At 59.6% G+C, this 17218-nt stretch carries 10 protein-coding genes, 1 tRNA gene and 1 pseudogene; 7 read left to right on the top strand and 5 right to left on the bottom strand.

Annotated features, from left to right (window positions below; all coding sequences use genetic code 11):
- The first annotated feature begins 138 nt into the window (after nt 1-138).
- Complete coding sequence (gene desA, locus CFII64_RS25465; protein ID WP_020293743.1) at nt 139-1323, top strand: delta-9 fatty acid desaturase DesA; 1185 nt, start codon at nt 139-141, stop codon at nt 1321-1323.
- A gap of 135 nt (nt 1324-1458) precedes the next feature.
- A complete protein-coding gene (locus CFII64_RS25460) occupies nt 1459-2451 on the top strand; it encodes a sensor domain-containing diguanylate cyclase (RefSeq protein WP_044901688.1) in 993 nt (330 codons plus the stop codon).
- Between the two features lie 97 nt (nt 2452-2548).
- Here the strand turns inward: CFII64_RS25460 and CFII64_RS25455 are convergent, their stop codons facing one another.
- The 3 genes from CFII64_RS25455 to gabD form a co-directional block, all read right to left on the bottom strand.
- Nucleotides 2549-3913, bottom strand: coding sequence for an HDOD domain-containing protein (locus CFII64_RS25455; protein ID WP_020293741.1), 1365 nt, complete (start codon nt 3911-3913; stop codon nt 2549-2551).
- A 159-nt stretch (nt 3914-4072) separates the two neighbouring features.
- The gene (gene gabT / locus CFII64_RS25450) at nt 4073-5353 is read right to left on the bottom strand and encodes a 4-aminobutyrate--2-oxoglutarate transaminase (protein WP_020293740.1); all 1281 of its coding nucleotides are present in this window, start codon (nt 5351-5353) and stop codon (nt 4073-4075) included.
- A 139-nt stretch (nt 5354-5492) separates the two neighbouring features.
- Nucleotides 5493-6935 carry an NADP-dependent succinate-semialdehyde dehydrogenase gene (gabD, locus tag CFII64_RS25445; RefSeq protein WP_020293739.1) on the bottom strand — a complete coding sequence of 481 codons (1443 nt, stop codon included), beginning with the start codon at nt 6933-6935 and terminating at the stop codon, nt 5493-5495.
- 338 nt (nt 6936-7273) lie between these two features.
- Here gabD and CFII64_RS25440 point away from each other — a divergent pair.
- Nucleotides 7274-7350: transfer RNA gene (locus tag CFII64_RS25440), tRNA-Arg, on the top strand.
- Nucleotides 7351-7490: 140 nt separating this feature from the next.
- Here CFII64_RS25440 and CFII64_RS25435 read toward each other — a convergent pair.
- The gene (locus CFII64_RS25435; RefSeq protein ID WP_020293738.1) at nt 7491-10979 is read right to left on the bottom strand and encodes a glycosyltransferase; all 3489 of its coding nucleotides are present in this window, start codon (nt 10977-10979) and stop codon (nt 7491-7493) included.
- A gap of 306 nt (nt 10980-11285) precedes the next feature.
- On the opposite strand from CFII64_RS25435, the gene CFII64_RS25430 reads away from it, so the two are divergent.
- A complete protein-coding gene (locus CFII64_RS25430) occupies nt 11286-12518 on the top strand; it encodes a M20/M25/M40 family metallo-hydrolase (RefSeq protein ID WP_020293737.1) in 1233 nt (410 codons plus the stop codon).
- Nucleotides 12519-12917: 399 nt separating this feature from the next.
- Here the strand turns inward: CFII64_RS25430 and CFII64_RS30175 are convergent.
- Nucleotides 12918-13073, bottom strand: a pseudogene (locus CFII64_RS30175) (BrnA antitoxin family protein); the annotation flags it as partial.
- A 518-nt stretch (nt 13074-13591) separates the two neighbouring features.
- Between CFII64_RS30175 and CFII64_RS25420 the strand changes: the two are divergent.
- Genes CFII64_RS25420 through CFII64_RS25410 form a run of 3 tightly spaced genes read left to right on the top strand, consistent with a single transcriptional unit; the run spans nt 13592 to nt 17167 of the window.
- Nucleotides 13592-14989, top strand: coding sequence for a cytochrome c (locus CFII64_RS25420; RefSeq protein ID WP_020293734.1), 1398 nt, complete (start codon nt 13592-13594; stop codon nt 14987-14989).
- A 4-nt stretch (nt 14990-14993) separates the two neighbouring features.
- Complete coding sequence (locus CFII64_RS25415) at nt 14994-15536, top strand: sugar dehydrogenase complex small subunit (protein ID WP_020293733.1); 543 nt, start codon at nt 14994-14996, stop codon at nt 15534-15536.
- On the top strand, nt 15533-17167 hold the full coding sequence (locus CFII64_RS25410; RefSeq protein ID WP_020293732.1) for a GMC family oxidoreductase: 1635 nt from the start codon (nt 15533-15535) through the stop codon (nt 17165-17167). Before CFII64_RS25415 ends, CFII64_RS25410 begins: the two co-directional genes overlap by 4 nt.
- Nucleotides 17168-17218 lie beyond the last annotated feature (51 nt).

Genomic DNA, 17218 nt, shown 5'->3' with positions numbered 1-17218 from the left:
CGAAAGGATGGGATTATAGGGCAAGAAACATCTCGCGACTCTTATCTGAAAGGTCGACTGGTTTTATCTGACGGCTCAGTGATAATGCGCACTGTTACTTTTTTCTTCACGCGCGTCACTTCGAGGGCAACACAGCCTATGTGGTACAACGGTCTGCTCGATCTTTCCGTCTGGCAGTTGGTGGCAGTCACTCTGGCGATAACCCATGTGACTATCGTCGGCGTCACGGTTTATCTGCATCGCTACTCGGCCCATCGCTCGCTGGAGCTGAATGCGGGTCTCAAACATTTCTTTCGTTTCTGGCTGTGGCTGACCACGGCGCAGAACACCCGCGAATGGACCGCTATCCATCGCAAGCATCATGCCAAATGCGAAACGGTCGATGACCCGCACAGCCCGGTCATCAAAGGCTTGTCTACCGTACTGCGCAAAGGTGCCGAGCTGTACCGCGCCGAAGCGGAAAACCCGGAAACCCTGCGCATCTACGGGAAAAACTGCCCGGAAGACTGGATCGAACGCAATCTCTACACCCGCTTCCCGCTGTTGGGCATCGCGATCATGGCCGTTATCGACCTGATGCTGTTCGGCGCGCTGGGCATTACCGTCTGGGCGATCCAGATGATGTGGATTCCGTTCTGGGCCGCTGGTGTGGTCAACGGCCTTGGGCATGCGGTGGGTTATCGCAACTTCGAATGCCGTGATGCGGCGACCAATCTGGTGCCGTGGGGCATCATCATTGGCGGCGAAGAGCTGCACAACAACCATCACACCTACCCCAACTCGGCCAAACTGTCGGTCAAGAAGTGGGAATTCGACATGGGCTGGGCATGGATCAAAGTGTTCAGCGCCCTGCGTCTGGCCAAAGTGCAGCGCGTTGCGCCCATCGCCCATCGGGTCGAAGGCAAAGGCAGCCTGGACATGGACACCGCGATGGCGATTCTCAACAACCGCTTCCAGATCATGGCCCAGTACCGCAAGCTGGTGATCGGCCCGCTGGTAGCGCAGGAACTGGCCAAGGCCGACGCGTCGGTACGTCATCAATTCCATCGGGCCAAAGCGCTGCTGTCCCGGGAAACCAGCCTGCTGGACGACAAGCATCACCTGCATATCCAGTCCATGCTGGAACACAGCCAGGCGCTGAAAGTGATCTATGAAAAACGCCTGGCCCTGCAGCAGATCTGGCTCAAGACCAGCAGCAATGGCCATGACATGCTTGCGGCGATCAAGGATTGGATCCACGAGGCCGAAGCCAGCGGCATTGCCTCGCTGCGCGACTTCGCGGATCAGCTCAAAACCTATTCGCTACGTCCTGCCCAAGCCTGACACCGTTGATCGGCGCGCCCTTCTCCGGCGCGCCTTTGCGGAACTTCACCCCTTAAAATCACTCTGAACATCAGCCCATAACCTCCGTGGGAAATGTTGTGGCGTGCGCCGCACTTCTTCTTGAGATGCAGTGCCATGGACAACCAGAACCCCGCTCCCCCCGCCTCTCCTGTCGACATGCCACCCGCAGCGGAAACACTGCTGGCGTTAATGCATGCCCAGGCAGAAGTCGCGCGCCTGAGTGAACGAGAGCAACTGTTCAGCTCGCTGTTAGTCAGCGTTAACGCGGTCTTGTGGGCGTTCGACTGGGCGACTCAGCAGATGATTTACGTCAGCCCGGCCTATGAACGGATTTTCGGGCGCTCGGCCGGCCTGCTGCTGGCCGACTATGGCGAATGGCGTGACAGCATCTATCCGGATGACCTGAATTACGCCGAACGCAGCCTCAACGAGGTGATCGAAAAAGGCTCCATCGAAGATCGCGAGTACCGCATCATCCGCGCCGATGGGGAAATACGCTGGCTCAGCGACAAATGTTTCGTCAGCCATCAGGCGGACGCCGGGCATCGCTTGATCGTGGTCGGCATCGCCGAAGACATCACCGAAAAGAAACAGCTGGAGAGCGAATTACAGCGTCTGGCCACCACCGACGTGCTGACCCAGAGCAGCAACCGTCGCCATTTCTTCGATTGTGCCCAACGCGAATTCGAACAGGCGCGCCTGAGCGGCACGCCACTGGCGTTTCTGCTGCTGGATATCGATGACTTCAAGCTGGTCAATGACACTTACGGCCACCAGGAAGGCGATCTGGTGTTGCAACGCATCGCCGAGTGCGGGCGAGGCACATTGCGCCGTGGTGATCTGTTCGGGCGGATTGGCGGTGAGGAGTTCGCGGCGGTTTTCCCCGGCTGCGCCCCCGACATGGCCAAACAGATCGCCGAACGCCTGCAACGGGAAATCCAGCGCCTGAGCTTCCAGCGTGACGGCGTGACGTTTGGCATCACCGCCAGCCAGGGTTTGACCAACCTGGGCGACGCCGATCAAAGCCTCGAAGCCCTGTACGGCCGCGCCGACGCCGCCATGTACCAGGCCAAACGCCAGGGCAAGAATCAGATTGTGTTGGTGTAGCAGACGTCAGCCGTTGGAGCGAGGCTTGCCCGTGAAATCAGGCGCCTCGCTGGACCAGACCCACCGCGTTATCGTTCTTCGCGGGCAAGCCACGCTCCTACGCAATCGAGTCTTGCGAGGGTTTCTCCGGATCGTCTTCGACGGGCTCCGGCACCAGATCCAGCAAATCCGCTCCATCGGCAATTTCCTCGTCCGGCACAGCCTCCACCTGCAACCCCGCAGGCGGTGCCAGCAGGCTTGGATCGGTGACGCCCGTGAGCTTTTTGCGCAGCCGCTGCAAGTCTGCGACGTTCATTTTCAATAACCGGGCGGGCTTGGTCTTGAGCAAGGGTGTGACGCTGTCATCGTTGCCGAGCCGCGCCATCTGCCCAGCCAGGTTCATGACCAGCACTTCGCGGGTGTAAACGCCGGTGTTGTATTGGTAAACCGCCGCAATCAGCTCTCGCAGTTCAAGGGGCAAACGCCAGCGAGTGCGCAAGGCAGAACCGAAGGCTGCCGAATATTGCTCCAGCGATTGGCTGATCTGCTCATCACTCAATTCGCCGCCAGCCTGCAACCATTCCTGCAGGCAACCCACAACGGCCAGATCACCCAGCGTCTGCAACAGGCCGGCACAAAAACAGCGTTCGGTATCCAGCTCAAGCATGCGCGCCAAGGTGCGTCCGTATTCGGCCGTACGCTGCGATAACGCCCACAGCTCATGGGCCTTGGCCAGCAGCGCATCGTTGGTCAGCACCGACGTGCGTTTTTTCTCCAGGCCGCCAACGATGTCAGCGCTCTGCGCCCCGCCCAAAACCGCCAGGGCAGCGGGCAGTGTCTGCACAGGCATGCCCATATGCTGCGCTGCGCTATTGGCCGCCGCGATCAGCACCGCCGTGACATGCGGGTCGTTGCGCAGCTCTTGCTCCAGCAACGTGGTATCGACGCGCGCCGCGACCTTGCTGAGCTTGATCGCCGTCACGACATCCACGAACAAAGGCGCTCCGTCGGTGGTATCACGACGTTGCTCCAGGAATCTGACGAGTGTCGCACCGGGAATCAGCGCCGGAACCGCATTGGGTATCGGACACACCAGCAACAGGCGCTCAAGGCGTTGGCGCAGCCCTTCGGTATTCAAGGGTTTGGTCAGGTAAGCGGTCGGCGCCAGCGGCACTGCCTCACGGACACTGGCGCTGTCACTGCGATTACTGATCAGGATAAAAGGAATGACTGGCTTGCGCTGCAACCCGCGAATACCGCGCAACAGGCTCAAACCGTCAATGACAGGAAGTTCTCTGGCAGCAATGACCAGATCAGGCAGCTGCTTTTTCATCCATTCGGCGGCCTGCTTGCCGTCGGTGCAGATCTCAAGATCGATATCAGCGCGCACGCTCAGAAGCAACTCACTCAGCGTTTCGCGAACCCATGGATCGGATTCTGCAATCAATACGCGAGGTACCGCGGGTAAATCTACAGCAGTCATCAGCAGTCTCCGACATCCATGCGTTTACCTTAGCCAATGCATCCGTTTGGAGATATACCTCAAAAGCGCTATATGCCCCCTTAAAACGCAAAAAAACCCGCCGAAGCGGGTCTTTTTTGTCCATTTGGTCACATTTTAATCAATGCGGCCCTGGCATTCTCACGCCAGCTCGGCAAAGCACTCTTCGAGCAGTGCCAAGCCTTTATCCAGTTGCTCGTCCGGCGAAGTCAGCGGCACCAGGACGCGCAAAACGTTGCCGTAGGTGCCGCAAGACAGCAGGATCAGACCCTTGTCGCGCGCCTTGGCCACAACCTGCGCCACTGCAGCCGCGTTCGGCTTGTGGGTGTCGCCGTTTTCAAACAGCTCCAGCGCGATCATCGCGCCCAGCGCCCGGACTTCGCCGATCACCGGGTACTTAGCCTGAATCGCCTTGAGACCCGTCACCAGACGCTCACCGACTGCCTTGCAGCGATCCAGCAAGTGTTCTTCTTCAAACACTTGCAATACCGCTAGCGCAGCCGCGCACGCCACCGGGCTACCGGCGTAGGTGCCGCCCAGGCCGCCCGGAGCGATCGCGTCCATGTACTCAGCCTTGCCGCACACACCGGCCAACGGGAAACCGCCAGCGATGGATTTGGCGAAAGTGGTCAGGTCAGCGCTGACGCCCATCTGTTCCATGGCGAAGAACGTACCGGTACGACCGGCGCCGGTCTGCACTTCGTCAGCGATCAGCAGGATGCCATGCTTGTCGCACAGTTCGCGCAGGCGAGCCATGAACGCCTTCGGCGCCACATAGAAACCACCTTCGCCCTGCACCGGCTCGATGATGATTGCAGCGATGTCGCGCGGCTCGGCGTCGTTCTTGAAGATGCGCTCGATGCTGGCGATGGAATCGTCGACGCTCACGCCATGCAGTTCACATGGATAGATTGCGCGGAAGATACCGCCTGGCATCAGGCCCATACCGGCCGAGTAAGGCACGACTTTGCCGGTCAGGCCCAGGGTCATCATGGTGCGGCCATGGTAAGCGCCAGTGAACGCGATCACGCCGGTACGGCCAGTGGCGGCACGGGCGATCTTCACGGCATTTTCAACCGCTTCGGAGCCTGTGGTCACCAACAGGGTTTTCTTCTCGAAATCACCTGGAACCTTGGCGTTGATCTTTTCGCACAGCTCAACGTACGGCTCGTAAGCCAGAACCTGGAAGCAGGTGTGAGTCAGCTTGGTCAGCTGCTCTTGCACGGCGGCAATGATTTTCGGGTGCAGGTGACCGGTGTTCAGCACCGCGATGCCGCCCGCGAAGTCGATGAATTCACGACCTTCAACGTCCGTCACAGTAGCGTTCTTGGCCGAAGCGGCGAAGATCGGGTGGATCTGGCCAACACCGCGTGGAACAGCGGCCTCGCGGCGTTTCATCAATTCTGCGTTTGTTTGACTCATGGTTTCCTCATTCGCCGCTCATCGGTCGGCGTTGGTCAAGGATTAAGCAGTCGGGGTGAGTTGCAGCAGCATACGATGATCGACTGCTGCAACTTCCGGCTACCGGGTTGGAATTACGCTTGAAGCGAGTGCGCGGGCGTTAAACGCTCAGGCACAAGTATTTGATTTCCAGATAATCTTCGATGCCGTACTTGGAACCTTCGCGGCCCAGGCCCGACGACTTGATCCCGCCAAACGGCGCGACTTCGTTGGAGATCAGGCCGGTGTTGATACCCACCATGCCGTATTCCAGCGCTTCAGCAACACGGAACACGCGGCTCATGTCGCGCGCGTAGAAGTACGACGCCAGACCGAACTCGGTGTCATTGGCCATCGCAATCACTTCGGCTTCGTCTTTGAAGCGGAACAGCGGCGCCAACGGGCCAAAGGTTTCTTCTTTGGCGACGGCGGCATCTTTCGACACGTTGACCAGAATGGTCGGCTCGAAGAAATTGCCTTGCATGCTGTTACCACCGAGCAGCACTTTCGCGCCCTTGCCCACGGCGTCGGCGATGTGTTCCTTGACCTTGTTCACAGCCTTTTCGTCGATCAGCGGACCGGTTGTGGTGCCTTCTTCCAGACCGTTGCCGATCTTCAGCTTGCCCACTGCGGTTTTCAGCTTCTCGGCGAACGCGTCGTACACGGCGTCCTGCACATAGATGCGGTTGGCGCAGACGCAGGTCTGGCCGTTGTTGCGGTACTTGGAAATGATCGCGCCTTCGACGGCCTTATCCAGGTCCGCGTCGTCGAACACGATAAACGGCGCGTTGCCGCCCAATTCCAGCGACACTTTCTTGATGTCCTTGGCGCACTCAGCCATCAACTGACGACCAATTTCGGTCGAGCCAGTGAACGACAATTTACGCACGATCGGGTTGCTGGTCAGCTCGCTGCCGATATCGCCAGCGCTGCCGGTCACCACGCTGAACACGCCAGCCGGGATGCCCGCGCGCTCGGCCAGTTCAGCCAGGGCCAATGCCGAATAAGGGGTTTGCGACGCAGGCTTGAGGACCATGGTGCAGCCAGCGGCCAGCGCCGGGCCGGCTTTACGGGTGATCATTGCTGCCGGGAAGTTCCACGGCGTGATGGCCGCCGTCACGCCAATCGGCTGCTTCAGTACGATCAGACGTTTGTCCGGCTGATGGCCAGGAATCACATCGCCATACACGCGCTTGGCTTCTTCAGCGAACCACTCGATAAAGGACGCCGCATAAGCGATCTCGCCCTTGGCCTCGGCCAGCGGCTTGCCCTGTTCGAGGGTCATCAGGCGCGCGAGGTCGTCCTGGTTCTCGATCATCAGCTCGTACCAGCGACGCAGCTTGTTGCCGCGTTCTTTGGCGGTCAGTGCACGCCAGGCCGGCAGCGCCTTGTCGGCCGCTTCGATGGCACGACGGGTTTCAGCTGCCCCCATTTTCGGCACGGTGCCAAGAATTTCGTTGTCAGCCGGATTGTTGACCTTGATCGTCTGACCACTGTCCGCGTCCAGCCAGGCACCATTGATATAGGCTTGTTGGCGGAACAGTTTCGAGTCTTTAAGCTGCATGTCGGCCTCCTAAACAGCACCGCGCAGGGGCGGAGCAATTATTGTTGTGCAAAGGCGCCTCGAACGAGACTGCCGTCAGGAAATATTCGCCGGGCTCCGCAACGAAGGGTCGCCAAAAGTGCGGGAGAACCGGACAAGAGCGTTTGAAATCTCAAACGAATCCTAGGGACTGCTGGGGTAAAGGACAATAGGCTGTTCGAAAAAAAGAACGCAATTGCCAGATTCCTGCAGATTTTCTGATAAACGTCATCCACAGCCCCAAAAACGTGCGAAATCAACAACAGCCTCTCGCCAGCATGGACGCATGCCGATCAGATGAGTATCATGGCGGCCGCATTGCACCAGTAGCTCAGCTGGATAGAGTACTGCCCTCCGAAGGCAGTGGTCATGGGTTCGAATCCCGTCTGGTGCACCAAATTCGATATCAGGACGCGTAAGCAGTTCTGAGATTTTCAAAGCCCGCCTTGTGCGGGCTTTGTTGTTTCTGGCTATCCATCCCTGTGTGGTAGAAGACTTGCCGGAGGCATACCAGCCACAGAACGCAGGCCTCTTGATTCAATCCGCCAGCCAGGCGTTGCGCCACGCAAGCAGGTGTTCGTCCTTGAGCATCCAGTGGTCGAGTACCACGCTGCGCAGGGCATCTCCGGCGGTGGCGTTGGCGTCGGGTTCGGCGAGGTGTTCGCGGATCGCGGCAATCCAGGCTTTGGGCTTGTTGCTGACTCTGGTCACCGGGAAGTCGCCGCGATAACCGAGGGTGTCCGAGCAGATCACCGGGAAGCCGCAGGCACCGTATTCCAATAGCCGTAAATTGCTTTTGCAGGCGTTGAAAACATTGTCTTTGAGAGGCGCCAATGCCAGGTCCAGGTTCAAGCTGGCCAGGCGTGCCGGGTATTTCTCGATATTCACGCCCCGATGGAATTCGTGGACATAGGGACGCAATGCCGGTGGACACATGCCCATGAACACCCATTCCACTTCACCTGCCAGTTCACGAACCACTTCGACGATGACGTGCAAGTCTTCGCCGTGGCCCGAGCCACCTGCCCAACCGACCCGAGGCTTGCGGCCTTGGTGGCGGAGACTGTTCAAGCCGCTCCACCACTGGCTTGGCAGGCGATTTTCCACCACGCGAATGTCGGCGTTAAAACCTTTCAGCGCATTGGCCAGCGGCTGCGTCGACACCACCAGCCGGTCGCACAGCCCCACGGCGTTCTTCAAGCGCTTGGCAATGTCTTTGGGAAGCAGTTCTCGGCCTGGGTTGCTGGTGGGCATATCGAGAATGTAGTCATCCAGTTCATAAACCTTGAACGCCCTGGAGAACGCCTTGGTGCTCTGCATCAACTCCAACTGAGGCGTCGTGTATTGCCGCTGGAAAATGATCGTGTCCGGTGCCAGGCGTTCCAACTCCACCGGTTGCAGCCCCCAGTCACTCACCGCGCCGTCGACCAGCTGCGCGGCTTGCATGGCAGCGAAGGGCTGGCGCACCCGGTAATGCCCGCAGCCGGAAAAATCGCCGGGGTAGCACAGCGCAAAAGGCAGAACACGACTGGCGAACGGCTGCCAGCCCGCCTCGCTGCGGCAATTGGGGGCGAAGCCGCTGCCTTCCAGGGTCAGGTTGCGGTTGTAGGCCGGGTCGTTGGCAAGCAACGGCAGCCAACGCTGGTACATCACCGCTTGTTCGCGCTTGAAGCGTTCGCGCTTGGCTGCCTGTTTGGTCGTGTCGATCTTGTGCTGGCTTACGCTGGATTCGTGCATGAGCAGCGCATAAGGCGTCCAGACAATCAGTCGCCCGGCCTGGCCGACTTTCAGGCACAGATCCACGTCGTTGAAGGAAACCGTCAGGCCGGTCTCATCCAGTCCGCCCACCTGACGATAAAGCTCGGTGCTGATCATCAGGCAGGCGGCGGTCACCGCGCTGTAGTTCTGGTCAACCTGCAAACGGTGTAGATAGCCGTTGGACTGCATTGGCTCGCGCAGGAATGGGTGGTCGGCGACGCCGCGCAAGCCGAGTACCACGCCTGCGTGCTGAATGGTCCCGTCGAGGAATAACAATTTGGCGCCGACTATCCCCACTTCCGGCCGCTGGGCGTGATGGAGCAATGCGTCAAGCCAGTCCCCATCAATGACGGCGGTGTCATTGTTGAGCAGCACCAGGTATTCGCCAAGGGCGTGGCTGACGGCAAAATTGTTGATCGCCGAATAGTTGAAAGGGTGGGGATAACGCAGGATGCGCACCTTGGCGTCGTTCAAGCGCTCCACGCCGCTGAACCAATCCCGGGCTTCGGCGGTTTCACTGTTGTTGTCGATGATGATCAGTTCGTAATGGGTGTAGCGGGTTTTCTCCATGATGCTTTCGATGCAGCGGATCAGCATCGGCAGGCAGTCCTTGGTGGGAATCACGATGGACACCAACGGCTGCGTGGCGTGTTGGTAAACCACGCGATTGACCATCGGCAAAGGTCCGGCGCGCAGTTCATGAGCCACGCCCAGGCGCTGCAAGTGCGCCTTGACGATAGCGGCAGAGTGCGCGCTGACCTGGGGTTCGCCGAGCCACTGGCCGAAGTTGATTGCCTGGTGCACCAGCACATCGGCCAGGTGCCCGACGGTGCCCAACCCATGGGTTTCAATCACCCGATAGAGCAGGTCATGGGGCGCCAGTTCAGCGAAGGCAGGATCGAAGCCATCGACGGCCAACACGGCCTCGCGACTGAAGGCCAGCGCCCGGCCGACATACGGATAGCTGCGCAACAGATCCAGGTTCAGGTCCGGCTTGAATACCGGGTCCTGGCAGCCGGTTGCGGTCAGCGAGTCTTCATCGCTGTAGCAAGCGCTGATACCAGGATTCAGGGCGATGCCTTCGGCGAGCAATAGCAGCGCGTGGCGATCGAGTTGGTCGCCGCCGCGCAGCAGGAAGCACCAGTCGACCTCGATACCTTGCAGCAACTCATTGAGCTGGGTCGGCCAGGATTCAGCCAGCGGTAGCCAGACCAGATTGTCGGCCGGCGTCACCCCTACTGGCTCGGCATTGGACAACACCACGACGGCCGCCGCCCCGTAAAGCTGGCGCTCGATGCTTTCCAGACTGGAACGCAGCAACGCAATGTCACCGGTGGTATCGGTCAACACCACCAACACGCCCGGTTGCTGGGGCCAGCTTGCCAGTCGCGCCGGCAAACCTTCCAACTCGGCGGCAGCCAGTTGCCGGGTGTCCAGCCAGCGCCGATACAGGTCAACATTGCGCTGTTGTTGGCCGGCATTCGCCAGCAGGCCGAAAAAGCGTTCCAGGGCATGTGCCAGCGTGCCTTGAAGCTGGCCGCGTTCAGTTTCGAAATCCTTGCCCGTCAGGTGCATCTGCTCCAGGGGAGCCAAGGCGTCGGCGCGCACAAAGAACATCGTGCCAGCAAAAAAATGCGCGTCGTCGATTCCTCGTGGGTCAAAGCCGGCGCGCTCGGCCAGGGTGACCAGATGTGTGCGGGTGTCTTGATCAAGGTTTTCGCTGACCGGCAGCCAATACTTCTCGCTGCCGAGCAATGGATGGCGCGCCGGATCGGCCAGGTGCTCCACCGATTGGCGGAAGCGTACGGGGCTCAGCAGGTCATCGAAAAGGTCATCGCCCGAGGCGTTCGCCGCGCCTTGGCGCATCGAGTTTCGGGTATGCAGCTTGAGCAGGGTGTGAATGTTGTCGGCACGTAAATACGGCAGCATCTGCAGGAATGGCAAAATATCCCGGCCGTGATCGGCCACCCGGTACAGCGAATAATTCAGCCCGCTGCCCGCCAGCTGGGCACGTACCGTATCGTCACGCCCGGCCACGCAGGTGACGTAGAGGTGCAGGCGCTCATGCAGATTGATCAACCGGACCAGAATGTCTCGCAGCACATCGGGCTGATACGCATGGATGACCACGCCCACTGGCGGCTCGCCGTCTTCAAAAAGTGGCTGCTGCACGACCAGCACTTCGCACGCCTCGACGAACGGACCTGCGCTGATGGGCAGGGTTTCAGAAGCCAGGGAAGCATCCTGGCCTGAGAGGATATTCGTCATGTTCACACCAAGTTGAATCGGGGGCGAAGGCAGAACTCGCCGATGCCGCCTTAGAGGCCGGGAAGATTGCAGGTATCCGCTTGAGCGAGGGCGCCGCGAGCAGGTAGAGCTGCACCGGTCACAACCGTCAAAAATTTTACTCCTGACTATCCAGATAAATGGGAAGCACGAAGCGTTCCAGCTTAGAGCAACCACTTCAGTAGTGGATCGCACCCGGATCGCCTGCTCTCGATTATTTTCAGATGCGCAACGTCGCGAGAATCGTTAGGGTGGTTTCGATCAATCCAGCCCTTCAAGGACCGACTCATGCCGTTGATATTTTCCCGCTCTGCCCTCGCCTCCGCTCTGGCGCTTGCTGTCACTTTTGGTGGCGGCTCCCTCGCCCAGGCGGCGACTCCCGACAAACTGGTTCAGGCTGGCGCCGAGCAAGCCAAAGAGCCCGCGCTGAAGCTGTTGGAGCAACTGGTGAATATCGATTCGGGCTCCGGTTACGAGCCGGGGCTGAGCAAGGTGAGCGCAATTGTCGTCGAGGAACTGAAAAAACTTGGCGCGACCATTGAGACCTTCCCCAATACCGCGCCAGATAAAAGCAAGCATGTGATCGCCACGCTCAAGGGCACGGGCAAGGCGAAAATTCTGCTCCTGGCGCACATGGATACGGTGTTCAAGGAAGGCTCGGCCGCTGCCCGCCCTTTCCACATCAAGGACGGACGCGCCTACGGTCCGGGCGTGATGGACGATAAAGGCGGCATCGTTGCTGGCATCTACGCACTGCAAATTCTGAAAAATCTGAATTTTACCGACTACGCGCAGATCACCTTCCTGCTGGACGCCAGCGAAGAAACCGGTTCGGACGCTGCGACCGACCTGATCAAGAAAACCGCCAAGCAACACGATGTAACGTTGAATCTGGAGCCGGGTCGCCCAGCTGATGGCCTGGTCGTCTGGCGCAAAGGCAGCGCGACGGCGGTGGTCGATGTGAAGGGCAAAGCTTCCCACGCCGGTGTCGCGCCGGAACTGGGGCGGAACGCGGCAATGGAAGCGGCGCATCAGATCCTGCAACTGGGCAAACTGGGCGATCCGGAGAAGAAGACCACCATCAACTTCACGACGATCAATGCCGGTGACCGAACCAACGTCATTCCTGATCAAGCCACCGCCAAGGCCGATGTGCGCGCAGCGGTGCCGGAAGAATTCGACCGGATCGAGAAAGACCTCGCACGCGTATCGGCTGACAAACTCATCCCGGAAACTGAAGTCTCGACGAAGCTGATTCGTGGCCTGCCACCGATGCCGCAAACCGCCGAAAGCGACAAGCTGGTGGCCATTGCGCAAGGCATTTACGGCGAGCTGGGCCGCACGCTGGCGGCCGACGCAAGCCTGGCCGCGAGTGTCGGCGTGCCTACGCTGGACGGTTTCGGCATCGTCGGCGGCAACATCCACACGCCTGAGGAATACGCGGAAGTCGAAAGCGTCTCGCCACGGATTTACCTGCTGACGCGCATGATCATGGAGCTTTCACGCGGCACGGTTAAATAGTGATTGTGCGGCGTTTGCGCAGGGAATCGTGGGTACTGCGCAAACGCTGAACATAGCATTTGCGCTGTTCGTTATTGGAGCGGGCGGATGTACCGGCCTCTTTGCGGGCAAGCCTCGCTCCAACGGAATTTTCGCCGTTTTGGTAGGAGCGAATTTATTCGCGAGGCGATTCATTTGTTTTTGCAGGACCAGCGCCTCGCCAACAAGTCGACGCTCATCAAACAGCACACAACCATCTGAACTAATGAAGCTCCGTGGGACCGGATTTATCCGGGGAGAGGCCGATACATTCGCTGTATTTTCGTCGTCAGAAATGCCGCATTCCCGGATAAATCCGGTCCCACGAGCACCCCACCAACGTTGGCACCTGCGACCTCTCAGACAACCAATCGCACTCACCTACACCTGCAACTCCGAAGGCGTGTGCGTCTTGAGCCAATCGGCGAGTGCGGCGTTCGTCCGGGTTTGCCATCCGGGGGCTGAAGCTCTGAATTGTTCGAGCACGTCAGGCGCCAGACGAATGGTGATCCGCTCGCGTACTGCTTCAGCTTTGGGTCGGCCACGTTTGACGACGCGCTCGCCCTTGTATTCATCGGCGCGCTCAAAAAAGCGTCCGTCAGTTCAGGCGCATCGTCCGGGTCAACCCAGTTGGTGCCGGTAGTTTTGTTCCCGCTCATTGGCTTCCTCATGGAAATAATGCGGCGAGCCGCGCCGCGCGGAGTCCAGACTATGACGACCATTCGCCTCCACAGCTCTTCCACAAAACAAATGGCACAAATCTTCAAAAATCCAATCCATTCGAATTCATCAGTCATCGTACGTCTAGGCCAGACGGGCTGCGGGCTTCAGCCAAGAGGCTCGGTCTAGAGCCTTCTGTGACCGTTCCCTTCGGTAGCACTTTGCCTGTTTTAGATGTTGCCGAATGTTTCGCGATATGAAACATTCCCCTCGTTTTGTGCGACACCCTGTCGCATGCGCTGAGCCGATGCCACCGTGAGCGTTGGTTCTGACCAAGCGCGTTAGCCGAATCCGAACCTCGAAAAAGCCAGGCCGCAACTGCCTAAGGTAAACAAATGTCACGTTACGCTCGTGAAGGACGAGGCCTGCCCAAGGCCTTTGCTGGATTGCTGTGCCTGCTCGCCTGTATGGCGGGATCGGCCTTCGGCCAGGAACTGGAAGCCACGGCTTCTGCCGGCAAACGTCTGGCGGTTGCCGCCGACTGTGTCGCCTGCCACACCGCCCCCGAAGGCAAGCCGTTTGCTGGCGGTTATCCGCTCAGCTCGCCGATGGGGGTGATTTATTCGACGAACATTACCCCGTCCAAAACTGCTGGCATCGGCAGCTACTCCAACGAGCAGTTCGCCCGCGCGGTGCGTGATGGCGTGGCGGCGGATGGCACTCATTTGTATCCGGCGATGCCCTACACGTCCTACGCAAAGATGACCGATAGCGATATCGCTGCGTTGTACGACTACTTCATGAAGGAAGTGCAGCCAGTCGATACGCCGTCGGAGAAGACTCAGCTGGCGTTCCCGTTCAACATTCGCGCGTCGATGATTGGCTGGAATCTGCTGTTCCACAGCGACGCCCGCTTCAAGCCGGACGCGAGCAAGTCCGCTGAAGTGAACCGTGGCGATTATCTGGTCAACGCCCTGGCGCACTGCGACACCTGCCACACACCGCGCAATTTCCTGATGGGCGCTGACAACGGCAAGCCGCTGGGCGGCGGTTCACTGGGCAGCTGGTACGCGCCGAACATCAGTTCGGACAAGGTCAGCGGCATCGGCGCCTGGTCCAACGAGGAAATCGTCGCTTACCTGCGCACCGGTCATGTGGCTGGCAAAGCGCAAGCAGCCGGGCCGATGGCGGAAGCGATCGAGCACAGCCTGCAGTATCTGGGCGCCAGCGATTTGCAGGCGATTGCCGCGTATCTGCAGCAGACGCCGCCGGTCAAATCCGCTGAGAAAAAAGCCCGTCACGAGTTCGGCGCGGCCTCCACCGACGAGCTGACCTTGCGCGGTACCAAGCCGGAAGACAATCCGGGCTGGCACATCTTCAGCGGCACCTGCGCCAACTGCCACCAGGCCAATGGCCAAGGCACCAAAGAATACCCGTCGCTGTTCAACAACACCGCGACCACGCGTGCGGACAACCTCATCGCCGCCATCGTCTACGGCGTGCATCGCACGGTTGATGGCGTGGCTGTGGACATGCCGGCATTCGGGCCGGACGCGCTGTTCACTGATCGCCTGAATGACCAGCAGATCGCCGACGTCAGCAACTACGTGCTGTCGCGCTATGGCAATTCTGAGCTGAAAGTCACGGCCGCCGACGTCGCCCAAAGCCGCGCAGGCGGCCCCAAGGCGCCGCTCGCTGAGCTGGCCAAATTCACGATCCCGGCAATCATTCTTGTGTGCCTGCTGATCGGCCTGGTGGTGTGGATGATCGCCCGCCGTCGCAAGGGAGCTTGAGCAAATGGATACTTCAATGAGCACCACCCAGGCTGAAACCCCACGGGGCTTGTCCCGCCGTAATCTGCTGCGCGGCTCGGTAACGCTGGGCCTGATGACGCTGGTGGGCAGCGTGCTGCCTTGGCAATCAGTGCTGGCGGCTGATGCGCCGACCGCTGATTTCATCGCGCTTTCGCAGTTTCTGGTCAGCCGTCCGGCCAATCCGGTTCTGGCTTCGCGCTATTACGCCGCACTGGCCCGTCGTGCGCCGAACTTTGCCGGAAACGTGACGGCTTTGAAGCAATTGATCGCCGATAAGCAGCTTAAACACGTCGATGAGTATCTGGCGCTGGCCGATGCCGATCCGTCGTTGAAAGCCACGGCCGTCAGCATCATTTCCGCCTGGTACCTGGGCATCGTCGGCGAAGGGGCTGATGCACAGATGATCAGCTACTCCGAAGCCATGATGTACCAACCGACCCACGCCACCCTGATCATCCCCACTTACGGTGGCGGCCCGGCTACATGGGGCGCCAAGCCAGCTGATACAAAGGATTCCAGATTATGAGCAACGCTGATTTCGACGCCGACGTAGTCATCATCGGCTCTGGCGTCATGGGCGGTTTGATCGCCAGTGAGCTGTCCAAAGCGGGCAAATCGGTGATCGTGCTGGAAGCCGGTCCGCGGGTTAATCGACGTGACGTGGTCGAAACCTTCCGCAATGCGCCGATTAAATTGTCCCTGGCCAACGCCAAGCTGCAGGGTGCCGGCTCGCCGTATCCGAGCCTGCCCCACGCGCCGTCCACCTATGGCGATTACCTGCAGCAAGTCGGGCCGGTGAAGTACAACACCTCGTATTTGCGCGTTGTCGGCGGGACCACCTGGCACTTCGGTTCGTCGCTGTGGCGCATGTTGCCCAACGATTTCCGTCTGAATTCGCTGTACGGCCGAGGCCGCGACTGGCCGATCAGTTACGACGAGCTGGAACCGTTTTACGCACGGGCTGAAACCGAACTGGGCGTATCAGGGGTCGATGGCCAGGATGAAAGCGGGCAAGGCGGCGCGGCCTATCCGCCGCGTTCGATTCCGTACCCGATGGAAGGGCTCAAGCCGAGCTACATGTTCAAGCGTTTGTCGGAGCTGCTGAGCAAGGGCGGCTACAACCCGATCCTCGAACCCAACGGCCGCGCGACTCGCCCTTACGGCAAACGTCCGCCGTGCGCGGGCAACAACAACTGCAATCCGGTCTGCCCGATTGCTGCCAAGTACGATGGCTCCATGCACATCGACGAAGCCGAGCGTCACGGTACGAAAGTGCTGGAGAACTCGGTGGTCTACAAAGTCGAAGCTGGCGACGACGGCAAGATCACCGCGATCTGGTACATGCGCCCGGACAAATCCCAACACAAACTGACCGCGCGCTATTTCGTGCTGGCCGCCTACGGCATCGAATCGCCGAAGCTATTGCTGATGTCCACGTCCGATAAATACCCGAACGGCATCGCCAACTCGTCGGATCAGGTCGGTCGAAATCTGATGGATCACACCGGCATCAGCATGAACGTGATGACCAAGGAAGACATGTGGCCCGGCGAAGGCCCGACGCAATTGCTGGTGTATCTGAACAGCCGCGACGGTGCGTTCCGCAAGGATTACCCCGGCTACAAGATCAAAGTGCGCAACACGGTGCCGACGTCGCAGATCACCTCGACGCTGATTTCCAAAGGCGTGCTGGGTTCGAAACTCGACGAGCAGATTCGTCTGCAATCGGCGCGCTCACTGAACTGGGCGGTGGACTTTGAAACCCTGCCGCTGCCGGAAAACCGCGTCACGCCGAGCAAGACCAAATTCGATGCGATTGGCTTGCCGGTGCCGGAAATCTATTACAGCGTTCCGGACTACTGGCACGCTGGCAAAGAGAAGGCGCTGGAGGACTTCAAGCAGTTCGCCAAGCTGCTTGATGCCGACATCCTCAGCACCGACGTCGGCTTCCAGAATCGCCAGCACATCATGGGCACGACGATCATGGGCGACGATCCGAAAAACTCGGTGGTCGACCGTGACTGCCGCACCCACGACCACCACAACCTGTTCATCGCCGGCACCAGCGTCATGCCATCGTCGTCCTGCGTGAACCCGACGCTGACCGGCGCGGCACTGAGTCTGCGGGTGGCGGATGCGTTGTTGAAGGAGGTTTAAACCCGCAGAGGATCGACTGTCGTTGAACGTTCGATCCGTAGGACCGGCTTT

Origin of the sequence: Pseudomonas sp. CFII64 (assembly GCF_000416235.1) — a bacterium.
Classification (GTDB): domain Bacteria; phylum Pseudomonadota; class Gammaproteobacteria; order Pseudomonadales; family Pseudomonadaceae; genus Aquipseudomonas.
The sequence above is the reverse complement of the archived record's forward strand: the minus strand, read 5'-3'. Positions and strand labels throughout refer to the sequence as shown.

Coding starts and splice junctions, on each gene's coding strand:
- CFII64_RS25435 (WP_020293738.1), bottom strand. CDS start 10,979: ATGACGAATATCCTCTCAGGCCAGGATGCTTCCCTGGCTTCTGAAACC.
- gabD (WP_020293739.1), bottom strand. CDS start 6,935: ATGCAGCTTAAAGACTCGAAACTGTTCCGCCAACAAGCCTATATCAAT.
- CFII64_RS25430 (WP_020293737.1), top strand. CDS start 11,286: ATGCCGTTGATATTTTCCCGCTCTGCCCTCGCCTCCGCTCTGGCGCTT.
- desA (WP_020293743.1), top strand. CDS start 139: ATGTGGTACAACGGTCTGCTCGATCTTTCCGTCTGGCAGTTGGTGGCA.
- CFII64_RS25410 (WP_020293732.1), top strand. CDS start 15,533: ATGAGCAACGCTGATTTCGACGCCGACGTAGTCATCATCGGCTCTGGC.
- gabT (WP_020293740.1), bottom strand. CDS start 5,353: ATGAGTCAAACAAACGCAGAATTGATGAAACGCCGCGAGGCCGCTGTT.
- CFII64_RS25455 (WP_020293741.1), bottom strand. CDS start 3,913: ATGACTGCTGTAGATTTACCCGCGGTACCTCGCGTATTGATTGCAGAA.
- CFII64_RS25420 (WP_020293734.1), top strand. CDS start 13,592: ATGTCACGTTACGCTCGTGAAGGACGAGGCCTGCCCAAGGCCTTTGCT.
- CFII64_RS25460 (WP_044901688.1), top strand. CDS start 1,459: ATGGACAACCAGAACCCCGCTCCCCCCGCCTCTCCTGTCGACATGCCA.
- CFII64_RS25415 (WP_020293733.1), top strand. CDS start 14,994: ATGGATACTTCAATGAGCACCACCCAGGCTGAAACCCCACGGGGCTTG.